This is a genomic window from Halopseudomonas pelagia (genome assembly GCF_009497895.1).
Taxonomy (GTDB): Bacteria; Pseudomonadota; Gammaproteobacteria; order Pseudomonadales; family Pseudomonadaceae; genus Halopseudomonas; species Halopseudomonas pelagia_A.
In genome coordinates this window covers 2517699-2543623 of sequence record NZ_CP033116.1, presented here as the reverse complement: position 1 = coordinate 2543623, position 25925 = coordinate 2517699, and the positions used below count along the sequence as shown (strand labels likewise).

The following is a 25925-nucleotide window of genomic DNA, read 5'->3' as shown; positions in this document are numbered from 1 at the left end:
CTAACATTTGCCGTCCATGGGGATCGCTACAGAAATAGCTTTGACGCGAACGCCCATTTTCCATCTTGAGGTTGGCTCCGGGAGCTTGAGCCTGCGGGTGGCGAAGATTCCAGGCAAATTAACCCCCACTTCGCGGGTATAACCGATGCCACCGGAATAACGCGGATTAATTTCAAGTAGGTGCGGAACACCATTGCCGTCATCGCGGGTTTGAACGTTCACGAGACCATCGCATTTGAAATGCGTAGCAGCACGAATCGCAAGCTCTACGGCGCCTCCTTCACGCTCGAATGTTTGATAGATGCCTTGCTTGCGCCGGCCAACATAGGCAATCACGCTCCCTCCCTCGCAGACCATATCAATCGAGCACTCGCTGCCAGCCATGTAAGGCATTACCAGAAGGGGTTTTGGATTTTTCGCCCGTGCATAGAGATCAGCGAATACCTCCAAGTTTGCTTCACGAACATCTGTGTTTGCGAAACAGCGAAATGGATCAGTGTTTTCACTGAGCCTCCAGAAACCCTGCCCATAAATTCCAACCACCGGTTTGACGCATACCGGGCCTTGCTCTGCCAGATCACGGTAGGCAACCAACAAATCCTCGGATGTTGTAACGGGGATTCCTGGAATACAAGCCAAACCACTACATATCGCTTCGGCAGTAAATCGCCCCTTGTCTTCAATCATCTGAAGCCATTCTAAGGATATGCACCCCGTCACTAGGTTGATGCCATGCTCCTCGAAGCAACCCCGGTGGGCCTCATAAAGCTGTCCGGATTTACCAGCCAACACCACTTTAATGCCGTTGCTTACAGCTTTGTTGATCGCCCAGCCAACTCGCTCCAAATCGTCAGCTGGCTCCGTCCAAGCAACATCAGCAAGACCCGTAATCTCGGGACGGTCTTGTCTATGAGAGGCAAAGATGCGAATTGATGCCGGTAGAGCTTCTCTCGCGCCAGCGATCACGTCACGCTGACTCGACTGTCCCTCAAGGAATAAAAGCATGATTTTCTTCTTGGCAAATGTTGATGATGCTAACGCCCCCGCATGCCAATCATTACCGGCCAATTGAGTGACTTGCCTGATGGAGATCAGGCCGGCCTTTTTGGAATAACCGGCCTTAGCTGGTGCAGCCTGTGAGATCCATTGATATTACCGTTTTTTTATCGCCGACAGCTATGAACCAGAACGATTTCCGCTAACTTTTGCTCAAGTCTTTAGTATTCTACCTTGGTAATGGCTTCGGGGCCGTTATCATCCCCCCATCCTTTAGGAGTAACTTTGATGAAATGGATCAAGCGGCTCACTGCCGCTATTGTGTTAGCTACCCTCGCCGTTACCGCCACAGGCCTTTATTACGTGTTGCCCCGGCATGACGTCGTGTACGTCACCGGCGTGGAAGTCAAACGGGTTGATGATGATGGTGTTATCAATGCAGAGAACCCCGCTGAAGGACCTACCCGAGACATCTATTTCGTCAATACCGAAAACCCAGATACGAAACAGGTCAGGGTCTATCGCAACGAGGATACCGGCTGGGGATTCCCGTGGTATTTCAAGTTCGATTCAGCTGATGTACAGGCACGCGCGCAGGGATTCTCACGTGATAGCACCCAGCTCGCATTGATCCGATATTACGGCTGGCGCATCCAGATCTTATCTATGTTCCCGAATATCACACACGTCGAGGCAACCAAGGATCGTAACGAACCCTTGCCTATTTTTAACATAGCGTTATTCATTCTTTTGGGCATGTTGGCTGTTACGATCGCGATCAAATTGCTGCGTTTGGGTAAAAAGAAGGCGCTACGTGAACAGCTTTAAAGCTGGTTTGATGTGAATGGAGATACTCTAAGCCATATTGATGAGGAGTTAGAGCTTTATAGTAGGCAATTGAGTGCCTGATCAGCTGTATCGCGCGCAAGCCCGGCAATTATTAACGTGTGCTAACCGCCGTGACAGCCGGAGAAAAACTTAAAATATTGGTCGGTATCAATTGACCGCTACGGATAATTTGGAGCAGCTCCTTTTCGGCTATTCGGACGCTCACACCCAGCAAGGACGTTATATGCGCACAGCATTCAAAATCTGGCTAGTTTTAACCTGCATTTCGCTAGGTCTGTATACCCCCTACTATCTCTTCTCCAACAACGCTCGTGACGCCGTTGAGGAGCTGACGCTTTGGCACTACACCCCAATATCGGGCCCCGCTGAGGCCGGTGTTCCCTATGATCGAATCAGATCAATGTTTTCTGAAATGGGATTTGATATAGATCTAGAGTTCGAAGACGCACTCGAAGACAACGACCTCCTTTCAGATATCGACATCGACTATGTAATTGCAGATTACGCTGCTAAAGTTCGCGCAAGCAGCGGCCTGAGGTTGGTCAAGGCTAGCGCAGAAATCGGAAGGGGGCACACCCTGACAATGGTCTTTGCCGTTCAGGATAAAGGGTACTTGAAGTCCTTCGCGCTCGTCCGCGGGATGATGCAGCTCACTGTCGAAACAGAAGATTTTATCGCCGACCTTACTCAGCTCAATGACACAGAAGAACTCTTCTACGGTCTCTTCCATAAGGACGAAACAAAGAGTGAACGCGCGGTTCGCAAGATAGTCGCCAGCTACAACATACTCTATCACGATCACCTGATGGCCAACCCCCGCGCGAGTATCCCAGACACCAATACTCATGCTTCAGCAAAGAAGATTATGACTCTTGGTGACGTGATGGAAATGATGGATATGCCCACCGACCCTGTCGAAGACACACCGGACCCGGAACCCGCCGGAAAAATCCATGAAGTTCCGGCCGGGGGCACGCTCGATAATGCTATTTCATCGCTCGTCGAGTCAGTAAAAGACGAGACAGGTGCAAACGAATATGTTGATGCCCGCAGCGTCCTCAAGGCACGCATCGTCGGGAAGACAACGGAGGATGCTGCCGTTCTGTACACTATGGAGCGTGAGATCGCGACCCGATACCTTGCGGTATTCCTGCACACTGGTTCCGAGTATCAGCTCGTTGCAAACACCATTGTCGACTCTCAATCTGCTGAGCTGGCCGTCGAGAATGGCATCATCTCGGTCAAAACCCTCATTCACAGCATTGAAGATCCGATGTGCTGTCCGACGCAAGAAATGACCCTCAATTACCGCATCGACGGTAACGAACTGGTCGAGGTCCCGCGAAGCTAAACGCGAAGTTCGCAGACCAAAAGAAATTCGCTCAATGGGCGAATTTCTTTATGCGTGAGGCATCACGGAAGGAGAGCAGCCAGAAACTCCCAGGCAATTGAGCCAGGGGCGGCTGCGCCTGAATCGACCTAGAACCCGCAGACGTTTTCTTCCATTCATACCGAGCAGTTCCTTGCCTCAGCCCAAGAGCCTGAAACTGGAGAAAAACAGCGCCTCCAGAAATTGGACGAATGCCTCATCGGCTCTTGTCGATTCCAATAATTTAGAGCCCTACATAACCTCCATGAGTCCACCAAAGCCAGCCCCTCGACTGGCCCATCTCATGAGGAGCTCTTTATGCTCAAACCCTGTCCACGCTGCGAATCGGAGCGTGTGGTCTATTGCAATTATGGCAAGCGTATCGGCGGTACCGTTGGCACCGTAGCCGGAGCTTTCAGTGGCGCTTCCACCACTGTTACAGGAGCAGCTGCGGGTGCACGTCTAGGCGTGGTTGCTGGCAATAAAGTTGCAGGCCTTGCTGGCGCTGGCCTAGGAGCCGTCACTGGCGCCTTGGCTGGCTGCATTGCCGGTTTGCGGCTGGGCAAGTTAGTGGACGAGCAGTTGCTCTGCCACTTCCGCTGTCTGGACTGTCGCGCCCATTTCTGACGTACCTCTTCTACCCCTTTCTTAACCCCACGCTAACCGCCTAGACCATTCGTTTGGCCTGGGCGGTCTATGCCGTTTTGGAGATATCACCATGGCACATCAACTAGAAACTATGGCTTACGTTGGCGCCACACCCTGGCATGGCCTGGGTAACAAGCTGACCACGCATCAACCACTGGAAGTCTGGCAGCATGAGGCCGGCATGAACTGGCAGATCGAAGAATCACCCGTGCGCTTCCTGTCAGATTCTGCAGCGCATCTGGGTAGCATTCATACGTTTCCGGAGCAGAAGGTGTTGTACCGCTCGGACACCAAGGCACCGCTGTCGGTGGTATCGCAGCGCTATAAGGTCGTGCAGCCGTTCGACGTATTGGAGTTCTACCGTGATCTCACCGAATACGCCGGCTATGAGCTGGAGACCGCAGGTGTGCTCAAAGGTGGTCGCAAGTTCTGGGCTTTAGCACGCACCGGCCAGGCATCTGTGCTTAAAGGCAATGACGTAGTCAGTGGGTACCTTCTACTGGCGACGTCCTGTGATGGCAGCCTGGCGACGGTAGCTACCCCTACTACGGTAAGAGTCGTGTGCAATAACACGCTGGCCATTGCGGTGAACGGCTCGGCTGAGTCTATCCGGGTACCGCACAATACTGAGTTCAACCCGCAAGCAGTCAAGCGCCAGCTCGGGGTCTCAGTGTCGCAGTGGGATGACTTCATGTACCGCATGAAGACGCTATCGGAGCGCAAGGTAAACACCGGTGAAGCCCTGGGTTATTTCCTGCAGGTGATCTGTGATACCGAGAAGGACGTAGCCAATCGTCGCGAGCTGACTCAACACAGAGCGCTACAGAAGGTACAAGAGCTGTATTCCGGCAAAGGCCGCGGCTCACAAATGGAATCAGCGCAGCACACCGTCTGGGGCCTTCTGAATGCAGTGACTGAGTATGTTGACCATGATAAACGTTCTCGCAGCGTGGACCACCGTCTGGACTCGGCCTGGTTTGGCCAGGGCGCCAGCTTGAAGCAGAAAGCCCTAGATCACGCCTTGGCCCTGGTTGCTTGAAACCTGTCAGGGAGCGACCTCTGCCCCGCTCTATCACACCTTTTAACCCAACGGCATAAGCCCGGTCAGCCAGCGCTGACCGGGCCTTTCTGCGTCTGGAGTTTGTTATGAACACACACGAATCAACCTCTATCCCATCCAACAACAAAAATAATCGCGGCATGCTTCGCCTTGTCAGCACCAAGGATCTCAGCCGCACTGACTGGCTAGATGTACGCAAGCGCGGCATCGGTAGTTCTGATTCCTCCGCAGCCATCGGCCTGAACCCTTACAAATCGCCACTGGAGCTGTGGCTGGAGAAGACCAACCGTGATCAAGGGCTGGCCAAGCCAAATTCGGATGATGACACCGCTCCGGTATTTTGGGGTGTGATACTCGAACCAGTGGTGGCCTCCCAGTACCAGCGCCGAACGGGTAACAAGGTACGTAAGGTAAACGCTGTCCTGCAGCATCAAGAGCATCCCTGGATGCTGGCCAATATCGACCGTGAAGTGATTGGCAGTGCCGAGGTGCAGATCCTGGAATGCAAGACGGCGGGCATCAACGGGGCAAAGCTTTGGCGTGACGGTGTCCCCAAGTATGTCGAGGTTCAGGTGATGCACCAGCTGGCGGTTACCGGCAAGCAAGCTGCCGATGTTGCGGTATTGCTCGGAGGGCAACAGCTGGAGGTTTACCGGATCGAGCGCGACGAGATCCTAATCCAGAAGCTGATTGAGCTTGAACAACAATTCTGGAGGTACGTTGAAACCGACACCCCTCCCCCTGCAGACGGTTCCGATTCCGCTGACCAAGCATTACGGTTGCTCTACCCAGAAGATAACGGTGTGGTGACGGACTTCTCTGAAGACCAGGTTCTGTCCCAGGCCTATACCGAGCTTAAACAGGTGCGCCTGTCACTGGCCGAGCTAGGCACGCAGGAGTCGGTCCTCAAGCAGCGTCTGCAAGAGGCCATGGGGCCTACCACCAAAGCCGTCTTTGCCGAGGGGTCAGTTACCTGGAAGAAGGCCAAGGACAGCGTTGCGCTGGATCTGGACGCTCTTCTCAAAGCACGCCCTGAGTTGAAAACCCTATATCAGACCAGCAAGCCCGGTAGCCGGCGCTTCCTGGTCAGCTAACTTCCATTACCCAATATAAAGGCTGATTGCTAACCGGCAGTCGGCTTTTTTGCATTCAATTCCATTAGGAGTTTCCCATGATCAAAGGTCTGGCTATTACACCGCCCGTGCTCGGACGGATATCCATCGGCAAGGTGGTCGAGAAGAACGGCATGCGTCTACCGGAGAAGGATGACCAGTTCACCATCACTTCCCAAATACAAACCAAGGATGGCTGGGTGCTGCATCCGGTTGATGAGCAACTGCGCAAGGATCAAGGCGGTAAGATTCGCACGATCCCGGTACGCCTGTTGTTTAACGACCCAGGACTGAATTTTCGGGCTGAGTATTGCCTGTTTGATCGCACCAGCGGACGTCCGCTGTGCGTGGGCAACGGTGATACCTGTAAGCGCTCCACCAGTGAAGGACTGCAGTCACTGCCCTGCCCCAGCCCGGATGGCTGTCCCATGGCCAAGGGTGGCGCCTGCAAGCCGTATGGCCGTCTTAATGTAGCTATTGGAGATGATGATCTGTTGGGTAGCTTCGTATTTAGAACAACAGGCTTCAACAGCATCCGCACCCTCACCGCCAGGCTGAGTTACCTGCAGGCGCTGTCTGGCAATCGGTTGGCTTGCCTGCCCCTGGAGATTCGTCTTCGTGGTAAATCCACCCGGCAGAGCCACGGCACACCGATTTACTACGTGGATCTGATTCTACGCACCGGCTTGTCCATGGAAGAGGCGCTGAACCAAGCTAATGCGCTAGATCTCGCCCGTCGGGATGCAGGATTTGAACAGGCAGCGCTGGATGCAGCCGCTCAGAAAGGGTTACTCAACGGGGCCTTTGAGGACAGCGATGATGAAGCTGAGCAGGTTCTGGAGGAGTTTTATCCCGAAGCACCTACTACTACCCAGCCTCAAGCCGGTAGCCAAATAGGCTACATCAGCCGCAAAGCCCGCCGCGAACAACCCACCCTGCACGAGCTGATCATGCAGCGTGCGCAGGGACTTCAAGACCAACCAGCTCCTCCAAACAATTAACAGCTAACCTCTACCCGGAGTTCACCATGCACACACTAGACACTCAGGCGGCGATGACGCCGCCTGCCGGCATCCCCTTGTCGGAAAAGGAAGTATTGAGCTGGGCGCAGAATATTCTGGAGGCCCGCTTTCGGCGCAGTAACTACCTGACCAGCCCGCAACACGTGAAGGACTACCTGATGGCAGCGCTCGCCACGGAGGAGCGCGAAGTATTTGGCATCATCCTGCTGGACAGTCAGCATGGCGTATTAGGCTTTGAAATTCTGTTTCACGGCACCATCGACACCGCCAGCGTCTATCCGCGTGAGGTGATCAAGAGCGTACTTAATGCCAACGCAGCCGCCGTCATCCTTACTCACAACCATCCCAGTGGCAGACCGGAACCCAGCACGGCGGATGTGGCTTTGACTAAGCGCCTGGAGACTGCATTGGAAACCGTTGAAGTTCGCTTGCTAGATCACTTGGTGATTGGTGGTGCGGACTCGGTGAGCTTTGCAGAACGAGGTCTGTTATGACAATGGCGGGAGCATGTATTAGAGGGATGCCGGATCCTGAGGTCAAAATGCAAGACCGATTTTTGTCGAGGGGCCATTCAAAATGGAGCTAACTGAAATGAGGCGCTGCATGGTTGAAGACCTGGAGGGTTATCCAGCACAAATGGACGTCCGGTCGTGCTTATAAAGCTCAACATACCTGTGGAATGCATAAGTCCTAGCGCGCTTCCGAGGTCTGAGACCTCGGAAGTACATATTTTTCTTTTTTCTAACAATCGGATCATGGGCAAATGAGATCGGCTAAGCATCTCGGCCCGCCCTTCGGGTCAAGTATAGGGTGACCCCCAGCCTAGCTCATAGCCGCCTTTGGGTGTCGGCTCATTTGGCGGGCGTTTTAGAATACAGTCGGGCCTTCGTTGGCACCTGCTCCGCTACTACTTGGGCAAGCCTTGGCAAAGGAAGGTTTGGTGCTATACCTATCTTTGGCGCCTGAAGGTTTGACCTATCTTCCGGGCAGAAAAATGGTTGGAAGGACGGTCCAATTTTGAGGGTAGGTGTTTGTGTTTCGCTATCAACGCTGATAGCAAACAACCCTTCTGGGCGCAGCTAGCACGCCGAACCGCAGCAATGTTGAATTCACCTAGATAAGTGAGTGCAGACCGGGAGGGTAAGAGCATGACGCACGACTTCCAGGCGCTACTCAAGCTGTCCCTGGCAGCGACTATGTTGCGCGTCGTTATCATGCTGGGAGGGCTGGCGCTGCTGTCAGGGTGTCTAGTCTCTTATAAACCCCTCTTCGAGTCCTCGGTTTTCCCATTTCCGAGCGGCACCCAACTCGTCGCTACAGCACAAAATTCTGCCGGGGAGATCAAGCAAGTTTTGGATCTGACCATAGAAAATGGCGCATATACAGTCAGTTGGGAAAAGCCGCCTCTACGCTGCAAGCTACACCCTTTGGACCAGAACACCTGGTTAGTGATGATAGATTTGAGCGAGACAGCAAAGACTCCTACCTACCAGTACGTTGTTCTCAGATCACAAGATTCGAGAGTACATGTTGCAAATGTACACAAGAATGATTTTGTGGCCTGGGCGAAGTCGAACAACGTTGTGACTGGCTGGGCAGAAGCGGAAGACTCCGTCGAGGTGCGCTCGATGGAGGTCACCGTACAGGCCATGGGCGATCTGGTTGACTGGTCAAATACATCGAACAACCTCGTGTATGAGGTTATGACTCCGGAGAGAAAAAAGCTGGACGAAATGATGGCTGCAAACAAAAGAATCCAACAAGAAATACTGGCGGGGTTAGAGGCCCAACTCGCAGAGGCCAAAAATAATCTCGCTGAAATTACCAAAGAACTTAAAGACTTATGTGGCCTACGAAACTGTGAAACACTCAAAGATGGGCGCAAAATATATCAAACGAAAACTCTTAACCCATCAGCTTGGTACTACGAAGACGGTCAATTGGCTCCAGAAGCGGAGTGGCCCAAATGAGAAGGAACTCTCTCACCTGTTCCATCTTGGCTTTGTCCTGCTGGATGAGTGCTACTCCAGTGCTGGCCGATGACGCGGAGCTACGTATTTGTAGTGCCAAGGAAGCTGACGATACATTGCTGGTCGCAGTCGTTCATCGCAACTACGCACTTTTCCCACTCGGAGATTCTTGGCTAGCGAGGGGGTGGTGGACCATTCCGCCTGGCGAGTGCCAAACAGTAGGGTCACTTGCCATCGGCATGCCGGTATTTCTGAGCGTCAGCAGTACTTCGACCAGCGGTCCGCGGATTCACGCGTACAAACTTCACTCCGGCCCGATTCCTGTGAACGATTCTGTTGGCATCGAGCGCTTCTTTTGTGTTCAACGCGACTATTTTGAACGCGTAGAGCCCGTATTGGAAGGGCACAACACCTGCCCGCCAGGCTGGCACCAGCAGTTATTCAATCTGTACATTTTTGTCCAAAGGAATGTGCTTTTAACTTTGACACTGGGATGAAACCCAATTTTGAATTCTCTTCGTTATTCATAGCAAATGGAATGAGCTGGGCCAGGGGTCTCCATCCCCTCTGACCCAACCTGCCTTAGCATCGTCAGATCACTGCTCGCGTGTCAAACCACGCAGGGACACTGAGAGCAGGCATCGCAGCCAGGTAAGCTGGCGCTACGCCTTACACGTCGCTGCATCCAAAGCAATGCAATCCTCCGAACGCTTTCGTAGCGACCTTACACAGGTAGCTGGCTCGATATAAGAAAGCCTCCAGCTCACGCTCGTCTGCGTGATCAGCCAAGCTCAATTGATACTCTGAACCCTCCGGCCTGTACACCAGACCAAAGGCCTCATCTGGCTCTAATCGAAGGGTCAGCGCCCAAGCCCTCTCCAATAAACCATATAAGTTCGCACGGTCCGGCCTTGGCGACCCCAGCTTGTAATACGCATCATTGTTAAGCAGGAGCACGCAGTGATTGAATCGCCCCTAGTTTCGTAGACACCTCCAGGCCTTATAATCGAGGCACCCAGGAGGTCCAATGAGCAATCCACGCTACACCGAAGAATTCAAAATCGAAGCCGTCAAGCAGGTGGCAGATCGAGGCCATTCCGTTGCCGAGGTCGCCGCTCGATTAGGCGTGTCGGCACACAGCCTGTATCAATGGCTCAAGCGCTACTCCAAGCCCACCGCCCAGCGACAGCAGGATGATGATCTTCAGGCTGAGAACCGTCGATTGAAGGCCGAGCTCAAGCGCGTATCAGAAGAGCGAGATATATTAAAAAAGGCCACCGCGTACTTCGCCAGAGAGTCCGACTGAGGTACGCGTTTATTCAGAGCCAAGTGGACAAATATCCCGTGCGCCGCCTGTGCAAAATGATGACTGTGCACCCCAGCGGTTACTATGCATGGTGTCGCAACAAGCTGTCTGATCGCGCTCGGGAAGATCAGCGTCTGTTGGGCCAGATAAAACACTCTTGGCTGGAAAGCGGCGGCGTGTATGGCTATCGCAAAATTCATCTGGATCTTCGTGAAGCGGGTGAGGCTTGCGGTAAGCACAGGGTAGCCCGCCTCATGCGCTGCGAGGGATTGCGCTCACAGACGGGTTATCGCCGCCGCCCTGGTCATTACGGTGGGAAGCCTGCGGTAGTTTCACCCAATCACTTGGATCGCCAATTCGATGTAGCAGCGCCCAATGTTGCATGGGTGACCGATATAACTTACATCCGCACCTACGAAGGTTGGTTGTATCTGTCCGTGGTTATCGACCTGTTCTCCCGTCAGGTTGTCGGCTGGTCGATGAAGCCGCGCATGACATCTGACTTGGCGCTAGACGCGCTGTTAGCCGCAGTGTGGCGTCGCAAGCCGCAAGGATGTGTGATGGTTCATTCGGACCAAGGCAGTCAGTTTAGTAGCGGGGACTGGCAGAGCTTCCTGAAAGCGAATCACCTGGTGGGCAGCATGAGCCGCCGGGGAAACTGCCATGACAACGCGGTAGCTGAAAGCTTCTTTCAGCTACTCAAACGGGAGCGAATCAAGCGACAAATCTATCCAACACGCGAGGCTGCAAGACAAGACGTGTTCAATTACATTGAGATGTTTTATAACCCAAGGCGCCGGCACGGCACGAGTGGTGACCTGTCACCGGTCGAGTACGAAAAGCGTCATTACCAGAGTCTGGCGAGTGTCTAGAATACTGGGGGCGATTCAGATAGTGGGGCTTACCTGACCGTCCCACCTCCCTAGCCCACACGTATCGTACGTCGGTCTGGTGCACCCTGCGCTCCAGACCCGCTAGCTCACGGTCACGTTTGATAAGGCGCTTGAGTGTCTCAAAGAACGTGCTTATGAACTTGTTCGAATCGTAGTCTCGGCAAAAAAACGGATCAATCTGTGGAAAGCGCAAATCAAATCGTGCTGCAAACACCCGGGAGTACTGGTCAAGAGCCCTCTCAGTCGTATCGTATAATTGGTCTAGGAACTCTCGAATCAGAGGTCCCCGGTCGGTGTACACCTCAAATCCGTCGAACTGATTCTCGTAATGCAAGTGAAGGCTGGGGTTAGCTTTAAGACGTTTGTATCTCTTGCTGATTTTCATTGGTTCATCCTGCTGTGTGGGTTTCATACCACTGCAGGTGTTGTAATTATTAACGTATAGCTGGACGACCCCTAAGCTCATCACCCTGTCTGTATAGCCCTAGGGGCGCTATACGTCTCTACTGTTACATCTAACCCCTGGACCTATAGTAATATACATACACCCGCGGCCCTGCTGGCGCTGTTAAGGCCATGCCAAAGCCCTAACAGACACAGGGCTTTAGCTCGAGTACTAGGCTTCGAGGAAAACCCATTTTTGCAAAGCCGGAAATGGCTCAAGTGCCGCAGCCCCTGAGGCCGTATCAATAGCGGTCTTCATTCACATTTGTCTATCCTGGCATGCTAGATCACGCCCTTCTATCTGAGCCAGAACCTAATCGTCAATTCCAGTTTCGGTCCAGCCAGAGGACCGCCCCAGCATGCGAAAAATTCTGACCAGCTAGGTGATTTTCCTTGCTGTCCTGATAGCTGCGCAACGGCATAAAAGCACCACGGCCACGAGGCCGTGGTGCTCGCATCATGCGTTAGGATTGTAGGTCCCAGCCCTCAGTGCGATCCATGTGCCGCAGCCCTTGATGCCGGACTAATAGCGGTCGACATTGACATTTGCCTTGTCTGCCAAGCTAGATCACGCCCTTCAATCTTAGCAAGCATCCATCCGTCGATTTCACTTTCTAACCAGGATACCGACCTTCCGCCGACCGAAACTCTGGGTGGAAAAGTACCTGCTGCCATATATTTGTATATTGTTGAGCGGCCCAATCCCGTTCTCTCGAGGACCTCGGCAATTCGAATAAATCTGGGTTTCATGATCACATCCTCATATTGTCCAGAGGATGGGTGGCGCTTGTTTAAAAAAACCTTCATCGCTTCAGCGAACGGTGCGCCAGTAAAAGGTCTGGCTTTGCCTGCGTTTCCTAGCGCCATGACGTTATCTTGTCTACGCGAGGCGATTCCGCCACCAAGGCTGGTTCACGAGATTAATCATCGTGCATAAAAATCACGGGATGACTTGTGGCAGCAACCCATTGATGTCTGGCGTTCCTGGCGCAATTACCATCTCGCTGGTATAGGTGCGCGTTACAATGTGGTCCTTGAACGGATAAGACACGAGACAACCGCGCCAGCTTGCATCTGATCGAGGCTGGAGAAGCAGCACAACGCTTTCGTAGCCCAGTTCGAAAGGTTGAGGAACGATAGCCATGTCCTCAAACTGTAAACCCGGAATCGATAGATCTGTGAGAAGCTTTTTAAGGCTTATTGCCAGCTCGAAGGCCATATCAGCGAGCACCGGGATCACAATATCAGAGAGGTTATTATCTGAGCGCTCCCCTGCCGGATAAGCCAATACACGGAACTCAACCTCAAATCGCCGGCATAGCTCTTCGATGTGTCGCTGCTCGCCTGATGCGTCACGAACAACATCCCTCCAGTGCTTCGACAGTAAAAACGCAGCGCTTTGTTCGAGTATCCCCTGTAAGAACCCAAATAACGTGCGAGGCATATTCTTTAAAAAGATGAGCGCTTGCTCATACGAGGAGTATTCGCAGAATTTTGGATATTTTGCTTTTTGTTCGATGTCTAACCAGATGCTGCGTAGGTGCACCCCAGTCAGGGGAAAGTCGGCATCCCTCATTGCGAAAGGAGGTTTGATCGCGACAACGGCCGTGACATCTACCCCATTGCTGAGCTCAGGGTGGTTCAGGTTGATAAAATAAATGCTCTTGGTCTTCTTGAGGAGAATCGAGCTCGTGTGACCTGGAACGTAAGCTCTTAGCACCCCGAGACTGACCAAACGCGCTATCCGCTGTATCAGACGCGCCTGGCTTAACCCTGTAGCATTTCGGATGGATGCAGAACCTAGCTTTGAAACCACCCCGAACTTGTCCGCCCCGCACAAAAGCACTGCCACCAACAACCGATTCACAATACTCAATCGTCCAGTCTGCTTCCTAGATCGCAGCGCTGCTAGCCTGGTTGGGTCATCGAGCCCTTTCATCTGAGACAGGGTTGATGATGAGCCTTTGTTTTTTTCATGCTGCAGCACCCGGATAATCGCCTTCTCGTGGAATACCGCTCCCGCCCCCTTCAACTTAGTTTTAATGCTTTCTGATAGCTGGTATTGCCTTGCTGGCTTACCTGGCCCCGCTGATAGATCTATACGCTTAAGCGTCCCGCAGGCCTCAAGGGCGTTTAGCGACGTCGACACGATACGATCTGAAATGCCAAACCTCAGTGCCATGTCCTTAACGCCACCAGGCACCGAGCTCATGGCATAGCTCGTCTGAACAAATCGTATAAAAAAATATTTAGCTTCAGGAGCTAACCCGTCTAAACGAAGACTTAATGCGACACTTAACATGTATATCGTCACCAGAACATGTATATGACCGAATTATGTCGTAGAAATAACAGCCTGTATATTCTCTTAAGTAAGACATGTCGTGTTTTGTATTTAGGACATGTCTGAATTAGAGCTAGAATGCATTCAAGAAAAAACTACTGATGAGTGAGTAGCATGCGTAACAAGGCCAACGGACTTGAATGGATCGACAAGAACAATCAGAGGCAAGTCAGCTGGTCGTACCGGTATCTGAAAGGCAAAGGGGAAATCCAACGGGACGGTCAAAAGCCCAGTCATACCGAGCTGCTTTCTGTTGGCGCAAAGCTTCATCCTTTGCTCATCAAGAGGATGAGGGGCGCCTGGCTGAAGTACGCATCCAGATCTATCGAGAACAAGACGAAGACTCAATCATTTGATTTGTCGCTGGACACTGCAAAGCAGTTGAGCTCCCTGGCAAAGAATGGAAAAACAAACGTCAGGAGCGTGGTGATCTCGTTGATCAGCGTCGCCGCAGGCGAAGCTGGCAGTCAAAAGGCGTGGATCAAAGCTACTAAAAAAGACGACAAAGCAGCTCTGCTCCGCCTCAAGGCTGAAATAGCTGAAACAAGAAAACATCTGGACAAGACTCTTCGTGCCCTTTGCGCTCTCGAAGCGCAGGGCGCACCGATAGACCCAAAAAAACCAGGCAAAGAAACTGAAGATCTTTATACGCAGAGAAGACGAGACATAGAGCAGGATATTAAAAGCGAAGTGGGTAAAGCCGTTGGCAAGCGCGGCCGATTATCTCAATTCGCGCGCGCCCTTCCTCGCGAAGGCTGGAACTACCTACAAGAGGCCGTACCCTATGCAGTAAAGCCTGAGAAACAGAAACCACCATTGCCGGCATGGGGGACGTCAATCTCTGCCTCTTTTATAGGCCTCATTCAGCAAGACCTGCATTCAGACCAAGCAATGTATCAGTACAGATCGGCGATGCTGACTGACGGACAGCCAGGTGCAATCAAAAACCAGCCGATTCCAAAGCCAAAGGCACCAGCTTCAGAAGAAACTATCGAGAAACAAGCAGATTTTAGAGCCGACAAAGCACTCGAACCTGAATGCCATCAAGCAGGAACCCGATTAGAAGAGACCAATACCAGCCAGGCAACAAGCAGCCCAGCCGCAATAAACGAACCGGAACAAAGATCACTTGCGGCGCTAGATGAGAGGCCCGAGTGGCAGAAGAAGCGAGATAGCATAATTGGCAGGCCTAAGACCTAGCCAGCGCTGCCAGAAGAAGTACGGTAGCGGCTCAAGACCTTGTGGGTGGTCGGCGACTTTATTGTGGCTGACAGAGCCCACACGTGACGGGTACGCATCGCTAATGAGACAACCGATGACACTAAGGAAAAAATAGCCACCCTTTGTGCGATGCTATTTTAAGCTAAGCACAAACGGTCACCAAACGGTCACGGGGAGCACCAAAATCCAGACATGAAAAAGGCCGGCGCTTTCGCAACCGGCCTAAGTCATTGATAATATTGGTCGGGACGGAGTGATTCGAACACTCGACCCCTTGCACCCCATGCAAGTGCGCTACCAGGCTGCGCTACGCCCCGACGATGCTTCGACTTTGTCTGTCGAAGCGGGTCGCATAATACATTAACTATCTGAAATGAGAAAGTTTTTTTTGGGGTGAGGCAGGTTCAGTGGGTGCGCAGAACCTGCAGAACTTCTTCCAGCTCAGTGATCGTTTGACGGATCAACTGCTTGTAATGGGTGACGTCTTCCTTGGCTTCGTCGCCGGACAGTCGCTGTCGCGCGCCGCCGATGGTAAAGCCCTGATCGTACAGCAACGCACGAATCTGACGAATCATCAGAACGTCCTGGCGCTGGTAGTAGCGACGGTTGCCGCGGCGCTTGACCGGGGACAATTGCGGGAACTCCTGTTCCCAATAGCGCAGTACATGGGGTTTGACTGCGCAAAGATCACTCACTTCACCAATGGTGAAGTAACGTTTACCAGGTATGACTGGCAGTTCATCGTTATGGCTGGGTTCCAGCATACGCTTCTACTCGTGCCTTGAGTTTTTGTCCGGGGCGAAAGGTGACCACACGCCGGGCGGTAATGGGAATTTCTTCACCGGTCTTGGGATTACGGCCTGGCCGCTGGCGCTTGTCGCGCAGATCAAAGTTGCCGAAACCCGACAGTTTGACCTGCTCGTTGCTTTCCAGGGCATTGCGAATCTCTTCGAAAAACAGTTCTACCAGTTCCTTGGCTTCACGCTTGTTGAAGCCGAGTTCCTCGTAGAGACGTTCTGCCATTTCTGCTTTTGTCAGAGCCCCCATAGGCTTATTTCCTTAGTGTGGCATTAAACCTTTGCTCCAGGGACGTCAGCACCTTGTCCATGACAGCGTTCACCTCATCATCAGTAAGAGTGCGCGAGGAATGCTGTAACGTCAAGCCGATTGCCAGACTTTTTCTATGCGGATCAATGCCTTTACCCTCATACACGTCAAACAACCTGAGGTTTTTAAGGGCATCGCCTGCATTTGCACGAATGTCTGCCAGCAAATCTTCGGCTACGACCGTCTTGTCTACGAGCAATGCCACGTCCCTTCGGACTTCGGGGAAACGTGACAGTTCAGCGAATTTTGGCAACCGTCCCTGAATAATTCTGCTTAAGGTTAGCTCAAAAACGAACAACGGGCCTTGAATGTCCAGCTCGGTCAACAATTGCGGATGCAGCGCGCCAAGCCAGCCGACAGTTTCGCCGTCACGGCTGATGCGTGCGCTCTGACCTGGGTGCAGTGCAGGGTGCTCGGCCGGCTCGAACAGATACTGGTTGCCAGCACCGCCCTGCCCCAGCAACGCTTCAACATCGCCCTTCACATCATGAAAGTCGAGTTTGTCACTGCCATTGGCCCAACCTTCCGGCAGGCGTGACGCGCAAGCGACACCGGACAGCATCGGCTCCTGCAGCAGCTCGCCATTGCTTTGAGGTACGAAGCGCAGGCCGCTCTCAAACAAGCGCACGCGACCCTGCTGGCGATTCTGGTTGTATTGCACGGCCTTGCTCAGACCCGGCCACAATGAAGTACGCATCACCGCCATATCAGATGAGATAGGGTTCGCCAATGCCAGCGGCTCGATCTCCGGATCAAAGAGCTTGTTCAGACCCGGCTCGACAAAGCTGTAGGTGATGGCTTCGTGATAACCGCGGGCAACCAGCAGGCGACGCAGCACCGGCAACTCACCGCGCGTTTCCGGCTTGGCTGTCAGGTTCAGCGCCGCAGTCGGTGCGCTGACCGGCAAACGGTTGTAACCGTACAGGCGTGCGAGTTCTTCAATCAGATCCACTTCAATGCTGATATCGAAACGATGACTCGGCACGTCGACCTGCCATTGCCCTTCGCCGTCGGCCGTAATGTATAGCCCCAGACCTGACAGATAGGCTTCAACATCGGCGCCTTTCATCTGCATGCCAAGCATCTGGTTGATACGTTCGCTGCGCAGGGTGATTTGCTTGAGGGTTGGCAATGTAGTTTCGTTGACAGCTTCAATCACTGGCCCCGCTTCACCGCCGACAATCTCCTGGATCAGGGCGGTGGCACGCTCAATGGCGTCGCGCTGCAACTGCCAATCCACACCGCGCTCAAAGCGATGCGAGGAGTCGGTATGCAGACTGTAACCGCGGGCCTTGCCGGCAATCGCAATAGTGTCGAAGAACGCACTTTCCAGGAACAGATCCCGCGTGCCTTCGCTGACACCGCTGTGCTCGCCGCCCATGATGCCGGCCATTGCCAACGGACGCTCGTGGTCGGCAATGACCAGGGTATCGGCGCGCAGGCTGATGTCCTGGCCATCAAGCAGCACCAGCTTCTCGCCCTCCTCGGCCATGCGCACACGAATGCCGCCTTTTATTTCAGCGAGATCGAATGCGTGCAGCGGCTGACCCAGCTCCAGCATCACGTAGTTGGTGATATCCACTACAGCATCAATGCTGCGGATATCGCTGCGGCGCAGTCGTTCGACCATCCACAGGGGGGTCGGGCGCGACAGATCCACATTGCGCACAACCCGGCCCAGATAGCGTGGACAGGCCTTCGGCGCGAGCAGTTCGACTGGACGCACTTCATCATGTACCGCAGGCACCGGATCAATGTGCACCGGGCTGACCGATTCGCCATAGTTGGCGCCCACTTCCCGGGCCAGACCGGCAATGGACAGGCAGTCACCGCGGTTGGGGGTCAGGTCGACTTCGATAATCGCATCATCCAGACCCAGGTAGTCACGCAGGTTCTGGCCTGCGGGAGCGTCGGACGGTAGCTCGTACAAGCCGTCATGATCGTCGGACAGCTTCAGCTCGGCAGCGGAACAGAGCATGCCGAAGGATTCCACACCGCGCAATTTGGCTTTCTTGATCTTGAAGTCTTCACCTAGTTCAGCACCGACCATGGCGAAGGGGATCTTGATGCCTGGGCGTGCATTCGGCGCGCCGCAGACCACCTGAAACTGCTCGCTGCCATTGCTGACCTGGCACACGCGCAGTTTGTCGGCATCCGGGTGCTGCTCGGCACTGACGATCTCGCCCACTACCACTCCGCTGAACACACCGGCGGCTGGCGTGACGCTATCTACTTCGAGTCCGGTCATGGACAGGCGCGCTACCAGTTCGTCACGGGAGACGTTGGGGTTCACCCAGGTGCGCAGCCACTGTTCACTGAATTTCATTGTTGGTTCCTGCTCTCAAAAGGGTTGCGGGTGCGGCGCTCAGCGAAACTGCTCAAGAAAACGCAGATCGTTGTCGAAGAAAATGCGCAGATCGCCCACGCCGTAGCGCAGCATCGTCAGGCGCTCAACGCCCATGCCGAAGGCAAAACCCTGGTATTTTTCCGGGTCGATGCCGGACATGCGCAACACGTCCGGATGCACCATGCCGCAGCCCAGCACTTCCAGCCAGTCGGCCTTCTCTTCACCGTTCTTGATCACGGTGCGGCGGATATCCACCTCGGCGGACGGCTCGGTGAACGGGAAGAACGAGGGCCGGAAGCGTACTTCCAGATCCGCCTCGAAAAACTCGCGCAGAAACTGCTCGATGGTACCTTTCAGATCAGCAAAGCTCACGCCTTCGTCGATCAGCAGGCCTTCGACCTGATGGAACATCGGCGAGTGGGTCTGATCCGAATCGCAGCGGTAAACACGGCCCGGACAGATGATCCGGATCGGTGGCTGCGTGCTTTCCATGGTACGTACCTGCACCGGTGAAGTGTGGGTACGCAGCAGGGTGTTGGCGTTGAAATAGAAGGTGTCATGCATTGCCCGGGCCGGGTGATGGCCGGGAATGTTGAGGGCTTCAAAGTTGTGGTAGTCGTCCTCGACTTCAGGACCTTCCTCGACGGTGTAACCGACGTGGGCAAAAATCTGTTCGATCCGCTCCATGGTGCGCGTGACCGGGTGCAACCCGCCACTGACCTGGCCACGACCTGGCAGAGTGACGTCGATACGTTCGGCAGCCAGCTTGGCATTCAGCGCCGCGGCTTCCATATCGCTCTTGCGCGCGTTCAGCACGCTGGAGACTTGCTCTTTGGCGTCATTGACCATGGCGCCGACTTTCGGGCGCTCTTCAGCCGGGATGTTGCCCAGGGTTTTCATCACCTGAGTCAGCTCGCCCTTCTTGCCAAGGTACTGCACACGGATCTGCTCCAGGGCATTGACATCAGTTGCCTGCTGAATAGCGTCAAGGGCTTGGGAGACCAGGGCGTCAAGATTTTCCATTTACAGACTCCAGAAACAAAAATAGGGGAAGAGCGGTGAGGCTCTTCCCCTATTAATGACGTTGCCAACCGGAGCCAGGCTCCGGTGATTGTCGTAACGAGGGCTTAAGCCAGGCTAGCCTTTGCTTTTTCGACAATCGCGGTAAACGCCGCTTTTTCGTTCACAGCCAGATCGGCCAGAACTTTACGGTCGATTTCGATGGACGACTTTTTCAAACCAGCGATCAAACGGCTATAAGACATGCCGTTCATGCGAGCACCAGCGTTGATACGAGCGATCCACAGAGCACGAAACTGACGCTTGCGCTGCTTGCGGTCACGATAGGCGTATTGACCTGCCTTGATGACCGCCTGCTTGGCAACACGGAATACGCGTGAGCGTGCACCGTAGTAGCCTTTGGCGAGTTTCAGAATTTTCTTGTGACGCTTACGCGCCATTACACCACGCTTAACACGAGCCATTCTTTATATCCTCAACCTTGACTTAACGGAGACGCAACATGCGCTCGACTTTTTGCACATCAGCAGGGTGCAACTCGGAAGTACCCCGAAGTTGACGCTTACGCTTAGTGCTCATCTTGGTCAGGATGTGGCTCTTGAAAGCATGCTTGTGCTTAATACCGTTGCCGGTAGCCTTGAAGCGCTTTGCAGCACCTCTTTTGGTCTTCATCTTTACTTTAGCCATGTTCATGTACTCCGCATATTGCGTTAATAAGATAACCGCAAGGCCTGGCGTTGCCCTGGAGGTTACTTTTTCTTCTTGGGTGCGATGACCATCATCAGCTGACGACCTTCCATTTTCGGATACTGTTCGACGGTACCGTATTCAAGCAGGTCTTGTTCGACCCGTTTCAACAGTTCCATCCCCAGCTCCTGGTGGGCCATTTCGCGGCCGCGGAATCTCAAGGAAACCTTGGCTTTATCCCCATCACTTAGGAAGCGTATAAGGTTGCGTAACTTCACCTTATAGTCCCCTTCTTCCGTCCCTGGTCGAAACTTTATTTCTTTGATCTGAATCTGTTTCTGATTCTTGCGCGCGACGGCCTGCTGTTTCTTCTTTTCGAAGACGTGCTTGCCGTAGTCCATGACTCGGCAAACCGGCGGCTCTGCATCAGGAGAGATCTCAACCAGGTCCATCTTGGCCTCTTCTGCAGCGGCCATGGCTTCCTGAATGGACACGATACCGATTTGTTCACCTTCGGCACCGATCAGGCGGACTTCGCGCGCCGTGATGTTCTCATTGATCGGCGGGCGTTGTGCGGCTCTTTTGTCTTGTCTCATCTCGCGTTTAATCTTTATAGCTCCGAATTCTGGCGGCCTCGTTGTGCAACGTCACGGGCGAGGTATTCGGAGAACTCGGTAACAGTCATGGAACCCAGATCTTTACCCTCCCGTGTGCGCACGGCCACAGTGTGCGATTCGACTTCCCTATCTCCAATTACCAGAAGGTAGGGTGTCTTGTGCAAAGTATGCTCGCGAATCTTAAAGCCAATTTTCTCGTTTCTCAAGTCCGCAGTGGCTCGATAGCCCATTTCATTGAGACTTTTCTCCACTTCGGAGCAAAAATCCGCCTGATTGTCGGTGATATTGAGAATTGCGGCCTGAGTTGGAGCAAGCCAGGCTGGAAAATCGCCAGCGTAGTGTTCGATCAGAATCCCGATGAATCGTTCAAAGGAACCCAGGATCGCGCGGTGCAACATGACCGGAGTCTTGCGTGCACCATCTTCTGCAACATATTGCGCGCCCAGACGGCCCGGCAACATGAAATCCAGCTGTAAAGTACCGCACTGCCATACCCGGCCGATGCAATCCTTCAGGGAAAATTCGATCTTGGGACCATAAAAAGCGCCCTCACCCGGCTGCAGATCCCATTTCAGACCTGCTTCGTTGAGTGCGGCTTCAAGACCCTGTTCGGCCTGATCCCAGTCGGCGTCGTCGCCCATGCGGTCTTCAGGACGGGTCGAGAGTTTCAGCTCGACATCATCAAAGCCGAAATCCTTGTATACCTGCAAGGTCAGCTTGATAAAGTCGGCGGCCTCGGACTTGACCTGCTCATCGGTACAGAAGATGTGCGCATCGTCCTGGGTAAAGCCCCGTACCCGCATCAGGCCATGCAACGAACCCGATGGCTCGTTACGGTGGCAGGAGCCGAACTCGGCCAGACGCAGCGGCAACTCGCGGTAGCTCTTCAGGCCCTGATTGAACACCTGCACGTGGCATGGGCAGTTCATCGGCTTGATTGCGTAGTCGCGGCTTTCCGACTCGGTGGTAAACATGTTCGCCGAGTAGTGCTCCCAGTGGCCTGAGCGCTCCCAGAGGACGCGATCGACGACCTGCGGGGTCTTGATCTCTTTATAGCCGCTGACGCGCTGCAGGTTGCGCATGTACTGCTCGAGCACCTGATAGATGGTCCAGCCATTCGGGTGCCAGAACACCATGCCCGGCGCTTCTTCCTGGGTGTGGAACAGCCCCAGGCGCTTGCCGATCTTGCGGTGATCGCGCTTTTCGGCTTCTTCCATACGCTGAATGTAGGCAGCCAGCTGCTTCTTGTCGGCCCAGGCGGTGCCGTAGATGCGCTGCAGCTGCTCATTCTTCGCATCGCCACGCCAGTAGGCGCCAGAGATCCGCGTCAGCTGGAAGGCCTTGAGGAAACGGGTGTTCGGCACGTGCGGACCGCGGCACATGTCGACGTATTCTTCGTGGTAGTACAGGCCCATGGCCTGCTCGTCCGGCATGTCTTCGACCAGACGTAGCTTGTAGTCTTCGCCGCGGGACTCGAACACGTCGATGACCTGATCACGCGGAGTGACCTTCTTGATCACGTCGTAATCGGTAGCGATCAGCTCACGCATGCGCGTTTCGATCGCGGCCATGTCATCAGGGGTGAAGGAGCGCTCGTAAGCGATGTCGTAATAGAAGCCATCGTCGATTACCGGACCGATGACCATCTTGGCAGTCGGGTACAGCTGCTTGACCGCGTGACCAATCAGGTGCGCACAGGAGTGGCGGATGATTTCCAGCCCCTCTTCGTCCTTCGGCGTGATGATTTGCAGGGTCGCATCGGTGTCGATCATGTCGCAGGCGTCGACCAGACGGCCATCGACCTTGCCGGCCAGCGTCGCCTTGGCCAGACCGGCGCCAATAGAGGCGGCCACATCGGCTACGGATACAGGGTGATCGAAACTGCGTTGACTGCCGTCGGGGAGAGTAATAGTGGGCATATGCCGCTCCTTCTCAGTGGTGACCCCTACGCAAGGCCACATGATGGAAAAGTCCGCTTGGGTTACCTGTTACTGCAGTTCATACCGGCTGACGATTGCCGGCAGCCCTCTCTGGCTACTGCAAAGGCGCCCCAAATGGCGCTGAAAAAGAAAAGCCCGGTCACAAGGACCGGGCTTTCAATTTGGTAGGCACGATTGGATTCGAACCAACGACCCCCACCATGTCAAGGTGGTGCTCTAACCAACTGAGCTACGTGCCTGCAATGGCCGCGAACTTTACGCACGGCGCCGGACCTTGTCAAGCATAAGCTACTGATAAAAGCGGATAAATCGTTTATTTGCGCGGATTGATGTGTGGCTGGGCAAACGGGACTCGGTTTAACGACAAGGCTGGTGTTAAGGCGTACTCCGCTTGGATTCCCGCCTGCGCGGGAATGACGGGGTATTAGGGGCGGCTCGGTGTATTACCCCTAGCCTCCCATCGTACGTAAGCGTCCGGCGAAGTCACCTTGCGCGCCTGTATCACCCTCTTAACGGGTCGCTGTATCACATGCTGAACGCTTTTCTTGTATCACCCTCTGCACGCTTATAAATCAGTGCGAGACTATTACGGGGTAGCCGTTTTGGGTGATACACCGCGGCGATTACTGACCCGCTTTTGATGGTTCCCACTGATGCGGCAGTAACTGACTAATCTGGCTCGCTCGCTGTGTTGGTAGCCTGGTCAGCACATCCTTCAGATACGCATACGGGTCATGACCATTCAGCTTGGCTGATTGGATCAGGCTCATCACCGCGGCGGCGCGCCGACCACTGCGCAGCGAGCCGGCGAACAACCAGTTCGAACGTCCCAGCGCCCAGGGTCGGATCTGGTTTTCCACTCGGTTGTTGTCGATAGGCACACGGCCATCGTCCAGGTAGCGCGTCAGCGCAGCCCAGCGTTTCAGGCTGTAATCCAGTGCTCGTGCCGTACCCGAACCGTCCGGCACTTTGGTCCGTTGTGCAATCATCCAGTGATGCAAGGCATCCGCCAGTGGCCGGGCTCTGGCGGCCCTGATCGCCTGTCGTCTATCGGGTGGCTCGTCCTTGGTGTTTCGCTCAATTTCGTAGAGCTTACCGATATACTCAAGTGCCTGTGCAGCCAAGGTGCTCTGGTTAGCCTGGTGTAAGTCATAGAACTTGCGGCGTGCATGCGCCATGCAGCCGATTTCCACGATGCCCTTACCGAACCCGGCTTTATAGCCCGCGTAGTCATCGCACACCAATTTTCCTTGCCAGTCATCGAGGAAGTTGCGGGCATGTTCACCCGCGCGACTTGGAGCGAAGTCATAGACAGTGGCTTTCAGTTCGGCGAAGGGTGTCGTGCAGTAAGCCCAGACGTAGGCCTTATGGGTTTTCTTCTTGCCTGGGGCCAACATGCTGACCGGTGTTTCATCAGCATGCAGCACCGGATGCTGGAGTAGTTCATGCCGTAGCGCATCCACCAGCGGCTGCAACTGAACGCCGCAGGTACCGACCCATTCGGCCAAGGTAGAGCGTGCGATTTCCAGGCCTGCTCGACCGAAGATACGTTCCTGACGGTACAGCGGTAGATGATCGGCATACTTGGCGACCAGTACCTGAGCCAGCAGGCCAGCGGTCGGGATGCCCTTATCGATAACCTGCGCAGGAACGGGCGCCTGGATCAGGGTTTCGCACTTGGTGCAGGCCCACTTGCCACGGATATGCCGCTCGACACTGAACACGCCCGGTACATAGTCCAGTTTCTCACTGATGTCTTCGCCGATACGCGTGAGCTGGCAGCCACAGCGACATTGGGTATTGTCGGGCTCGTGGCGGATCAAGGTGCGTGGCAGCTCCGTCGGTAAGGCTCCGCGCTTGGGTTGCTGCTTGGCTTTGGGCGCTGGTTCGGTAGTTGCCTTTGCCTGTTCCAGCTCGACCTCGATAGCAGCCAGGTCGCTGTCGACCAGCTCGTCCAGCAATAAGCCTTGCATCACAGAGAACTGTTCACTGCGCCGGGCATACTTGTGGCGCTTGAGGATCGCGAGTTCGTGAGTCAGTTTGTCATTCAGCGCAGTACTGTGCGTCAGCGCCCGATCCTTAGCCGCCAGAGAGGCCATCAACTCGGCCGCCAGAGTGCGGAGTTGTTCGGCAGATAGCTGATTGAGGTCGGGCTGCTGGGTCATGGAGGTAGTATGCCCAACCCGCAGCTGGCTGTGCATACACCCTTCGGGTTATGGCGCTTGGCAGCAGGCTATGCTTAAAGTACCGAGATGATGCCGGCGTCACCGATACGCTGCCAAGGCAGTCCTTGAGCCAGTGCCATGAGCTGTTCATTGGTCAGGTTTACCCGGTCACCGCGCCAGGTGTCGGCCCAGTGAAACTTGCCCCGGTTCAGACGTCGGGCACACAACCAGATACCCAGACCATCATGCACCAGGACCTTCATCCGATTACCGCGGTTGTTGGCAAACAGATAAGCACAGTGCGGTCTGGCCGCCCCGAAGACAGCAATAACGCGTGCTAGGGCTTTATCCGGGCCGGCACGCATATCCAGCGGCTCGGTTGCCAACCAGATTTCGTCGATACGGATCATCGCAGCAGATCACGCAGTAAGGCTGCGCATTGGTGTGCCTGCTCAGTAGGCCACTCAACGACAACGGCGCCGCCAGTGTGGGGTATTTCGATACGGATAGCACTATGCGGGCGGGTCTCGGATGACAAGGCAGGTGCTGGTAGCTTTACCGGCACAAATGAAGGTGTTGAATAACGAGTATCGCTGCGCTGTGACTCTCTGATCCAACGGCGGACCATGTTGGCGTTCAGACGGTTATCCAGTGCAATGCGCGATACGGAGACCCCGGGTTCCAGGCAAGCAGCAACGATAGAGGCTTTGAAGTCTGACGTGAAGCGGCGACGCTTCGGTGCGGGCTTGACTACGCTTGATGTGTTCATGACAAGTGTCCACTAAAGAATAAGTGGACACTATCCTGA

27 protein-coding genes and 2 tRNA genes are annotated in these 25925 nt (G+C 54.3%); 11 read left to right on the top strand and 18 right to left on the bottom strand.

Going from position 1 to position 25925, the window contains the following annotated elements; genetic code table 11:
• On the bottom strand, positions 1-1005 hold the full coding sequence (locus EAO82_RS11955; RefSeq protein ID WP_096346772.1) for an ATP-grasp domain-containing protein: 1005 nt from the start codon (positions 1003-1005) through the stop codon (positions 1-3).
• A 279-nt stretch (positions 1006-1284) separates the two neighbouring features.
• On the opposite strand from EAO82_RS11955, the gene EAO82_RS11950 reads away from it, so the two are divergent.
• The 9 genes from EAO82_RS11950 to EAO82_RS11910 all read left to right on the top strand — a co-directional run bounded on the left by EAO82_RS11950 (position 1285) and on the right by EAO82_RS11910 (position 9523).
• A complete protein-coding gene (locus tag EAO82_RS11950; protein ID WP_096346773.1) occupies positions 1285-1824 on the top strand; it encodes a DUF1523 family protein in 540 nt (179 codons plus the stop codon).
• Between the two features lie 244 nt (positions 1825-2068).
• Entirely contained in the window at positions 2069-3196 is a 1128-nt protein-coding gene (locus tag EAO82_RS11945; RefSeq protein WP_143520324.1) for a hypothetical protein, read from the top strand.
• Positions 3197-3532: 336 nt separating this feature from the next.
• On the top strand, positions 3533-3841 hold the full coding sequence (locus EAO82_RS11940; protein WP_096346775.1) for a hypothetical protein: 309 nt from the start codon (positions 3533-3535) through the stop codon (positions 3839-3841).
• A gap of 91 nt (positions 3842-3932) precedes the next feature.
• Positions 3933-4901 carry a DUF932 domain-containing protein gene (locus tag EAO82_RS11935; RefSeq protein WP_096346776.1) on the top strand — a complete coding sequence of 323 codons (969 nt, stop codon included), beginning with the start codon at positions 3933-3935 and terminating at the stop codon, positions 4899-4901.
• Positions 4902-5008: 107 nt separating this feature from the next.
• Positions 5009-6016, top strand: coding sequence for a YqaJ viral recombinase family protein (locus EAO82_RS11930; RefSeq protein ID WP_096346777.1), 1008 nt, complete (start codon positions 5009-5011; stop codon positions 6014-6016).
• 77 nt (positions 6017-6093) lie between these two features.
• The gene (locus EAO82_RS11925) at positions 6094-7035 is read left to right on the top strand and encodes a hydrolase or metal-binding protein (protein ID WP_096346778.1); all 942 of its coding nucleotides are present in this window, start codon (positions 6094-6096) and stop codon (positions 7033-7035) included.
• 26 nt (positions 7036-7061) lie between these two features.
• The gene (gene radC / locus EAO82_RS11920; RefSeq protein WP_218838612.1) at positions 7062-7550 is read left to right on the top strand and encodes a RadC family protein; all 489 of its coding nucleotides are present in this window, start codon (positions 7062-7064) and stop codon (positions 7548-7550) included.
• A gap of 654 nt (positions 7551-8204) precedes the next feature.
• On the top strand, positions 8205-9026 hold the full coding sequence (locus EAO82_RS11915) for a hypothetical protein (protein WP_096346779.1): 822 nt from the start codon (positions 8205-8207) through the stop codon (positions 9024-9026).
• 59 nt (positions 9027-9085) lie between these two features.
• Positions 9086-9523 carry a DUF1036 domain-containing protein gene (locus EAO82_RS11910; RefSeq protein WP_174958859.1) on the top strand — a complete coding sequence of 146 codons (438 nt, stop codon included), beginning with the start codon at positions 9086-9088 and terminating at the stop codon, positions 9521-9523.
• Between the two features lie 172 nt (positions 9524-9695).
• Here the strand turns inward: EAO82_RS11910 and EAO82_RS11905 are convergent, their stop codons facing one another.
• Positions 9696-9983, bottom strand: coding sequence for an inovirus-type Gp2 protein (locus EAO82_RS11905; RefSeq protein ID WP_096346781.1), 288 nt, complete (start codon positions 9981-9983; stop codon positions 9696-9698).
• A 70-nt stretch (positions 9984-10053) separates the two neighbouring features.
• Here EAO82_RS11905 and EAO82_RS11900 point away from each other — a divergent pair.
• Positions 10054-11204 (top strand): IS3 family transposase gene (locus EAO82_RS11900; RefSeq protein WP_153274282.1). Its coding sequence is split into 2 segments (ribosomal slippage): positions 10054-10291 and positions 10291-11204, totalling 1152 coding nucleotides; the frame shifts between segments, so codons are not numbered across the junction.
• Here EAO82_RS11900 and EAO82_RS21175 read toward each other — a convergent pair.
• The 3 genes from EAO82_RS21175 to EAO82_RS11885 all read right to left on the bottom strand — a co-directional run bounded on the left by EAO82_RS21175 (position 11095) and on the right by EAO82_RS11885 (position 13881).
• Positions 11095-11610, bottom strand: coding sequence for an inovirus-type Gp2 protein (locus EAO82_RS21175; protein ID WP_174958857.1), 516 nt, complete (start codon positions 11608-11610; stop codon positions 11095-11097). The two genes, EAO82_RS11900 and EAO82_RS21175, sit on opposite strands and share 110 nt — an antisense overlap.
• 545 nt (positions 11611-12155) lie before the next feature.
• Entirely contained in the window at positions 12156-12419 is a 264-nt protein-coding gene (locus EAO82_RS11890; protein WP_096344618.1) for a helix-turn-helix transcriptional regulator, read from the bottom strand.
• 190 nt (positions 12420-12609) lie between these two features.
• Positions 12610-13881 carry a hypothetical protein gene (locus EAO82_RS11885; protein WP_153274289.1) on the bottom strand — a complete coding sequence of 424 codons (1272 nt, stop codon included), beginning with the start codon at positions 13879-13881 and terminating at the stop codon, positions 12610-12612.
• A gap of 246 nt (positions 13882-14127) precedes the next feature.
• Between EAO82_RS11885 and EAO82_RS11880 the strand changes: the two genes are divergently transcribed.
• The gene (locus EAO82_RS11880) at positions 14128-15213 is read left to right on the top strand and encodes a hypothetical protein (RefSeq protein WP_096344616.1); all 1086 of its coding nucleotides are present in this window, start codon (positions 14128-14130) and stop codon (positions 15211-15213) included.
• A 261-nt stretch (positions 15214-15474) separates the two neighbouring features.
• Here EAO82_RS11880 and EAO82_RS11875 read toward each other — a convergent pair.
• From EAO82_RS11875 to tnpA, 13 genes are all read right to left on the bottom strand, one after another.
• Positions 15475-15551: transfer RNA gene (locus EAO82_RS11875), tRNA-Pro, on the bottom strand.
• Positions 15552-15638: 87 nt separating this feature from the next.
• Entirely contained in the window at positions 15639-15998 is a 360-nt protein-coding gene (locus EAO82_RS11870; RefSeq protein ID WP_096344615.1) for a MerR family transcriptional regulator, read from the bottom strand.
• Positions 15979-16281, bottom strand: coding sequence for an integration host factor subunit alpha (gene ihfA, locus EAO82_RS11865; protein ID WP_036992243.1), 303 nt, complete (start codon positions 16279-16281; stop codon positions 15979-15981). The genes EAO82_RS11870 and ihfA overlap by 20 nt, the downstream gene beginning before the upstream one ends.
• A 4-nt stretch (positions 16282-16285) precedes the next feature.
• Positions 16286-18667 (bottom strand): phenylalanine--tRNA ligase subunit beta, encoded by a 2382-nt coding sequence (pheT, locus tag EAO82_RS11860; RefSeq protein WP_096344614.1) that lies wholly within the window; start codon positions 18665-18667, stop codon positions 16286-16288.
• Between the two features lie 39 nt (positions 18668-18706).
• Positions 18707-19711, bottom strand: coding sequence for a phenylalanine--tRNA ligase subunit alpha (gene pheS / locus EAO82_RS11855; protein WP_096344613.1), 1005 nt, complete (start codon positions 19709-19711; stop codon positions 18707-18709).
• A gap of 104 nt (positions 19712-19815) precedes the next feature.
• The gene (gene rplT, locus EAO82_RS11850; protein ID WP_096344612.1) at positions 19816-20172 is read right to left on the bottom strand and encodes a 50S ribosomal protein L20; all 357 of its coding nucleotides are present in this window, start codon (positions 20170-20172) and stop codon (positions 19816-19818) included.
• 22 nt (positions 20173-20194) lie between these two features.
• Positions 20195-20395, bottom strand: coding sequence for a 50S ribosomal protein L35 (rpmI, locus tag EAO82_RS11845; RefSeq protein ID WP_096344611.1), 201 nt, complete (start codon positions 20393-20395; stop codon positions 20195-20197).
• 62 nt (positions 20396-20457) lie between these two features.
• On the bottom strand, positions 20458-21009 hold the full coding sequence (gene infC / locus EAO82_RS11840) for a translation initiation factor IF-3 (RefSeq protein WP_174959116.1): 552 nt from the start codon (positions 21007-21009) through the stop codon (positions 20458-20460).
• Positions 21006-22931 (bottom strand): threonine--tRNA ligase, encoded by a 1926-nt coding sequence (gene thrS, locus EAO82_RS11835; protein WP_096344609.1) that lies wholly within the window; start codon positions 22929-22931, stop codon positions 21006-21008. Before thrS ends, infC begins: the two co-directional genes overlap by 4 nt.
• A gap of 183 nt (positions 22932-23114) precedes the next feature.
• A tRNA-Val gene (locus EAO82_RS11830) sits at positions 23115-23191 on the bottom strand.
• Between the two features lie 384 nt (positions 23192-23575).
• Complete coding sequence (tnpC, locus tag EAO82_RS11825; RefSeq protein WP_096347533.1) at positions 23576-25117, bottom strand: IS66 family transposase; 1542 nt, start codon at positions 25115-25117, stop codon at positions 23576-23578.
• 74 nt (positions 25118-25191) lie between these two features.
• Positions 25192-25527: an IS66 family insertion sequence element accessory protein TnpB gene (tnpB, locus tag EAO82_RS11820; protein WP_096347532.1), complete on the bottom strand. Its 336-nt coding sequence runs from the start codon at positions 25525-25527 to the stop codon at positions 25192-25194.
• A complete protein-coding gene (gene tnpA, locus EAO82_RS11815) occupies positions 25524-25886 on the bottom strand; it encodes an IS66-like element accessory protein TnpA (protein WP_096347531.1) in 363 nt (120 codons plus the stop codon). The genes tnpB and tnpA overlap by 4 nt, the downstream gene beginning before the upstream one ends.
• Between the last annotated feature and the right edge of the window lie 39 nt (positions 25887-25925).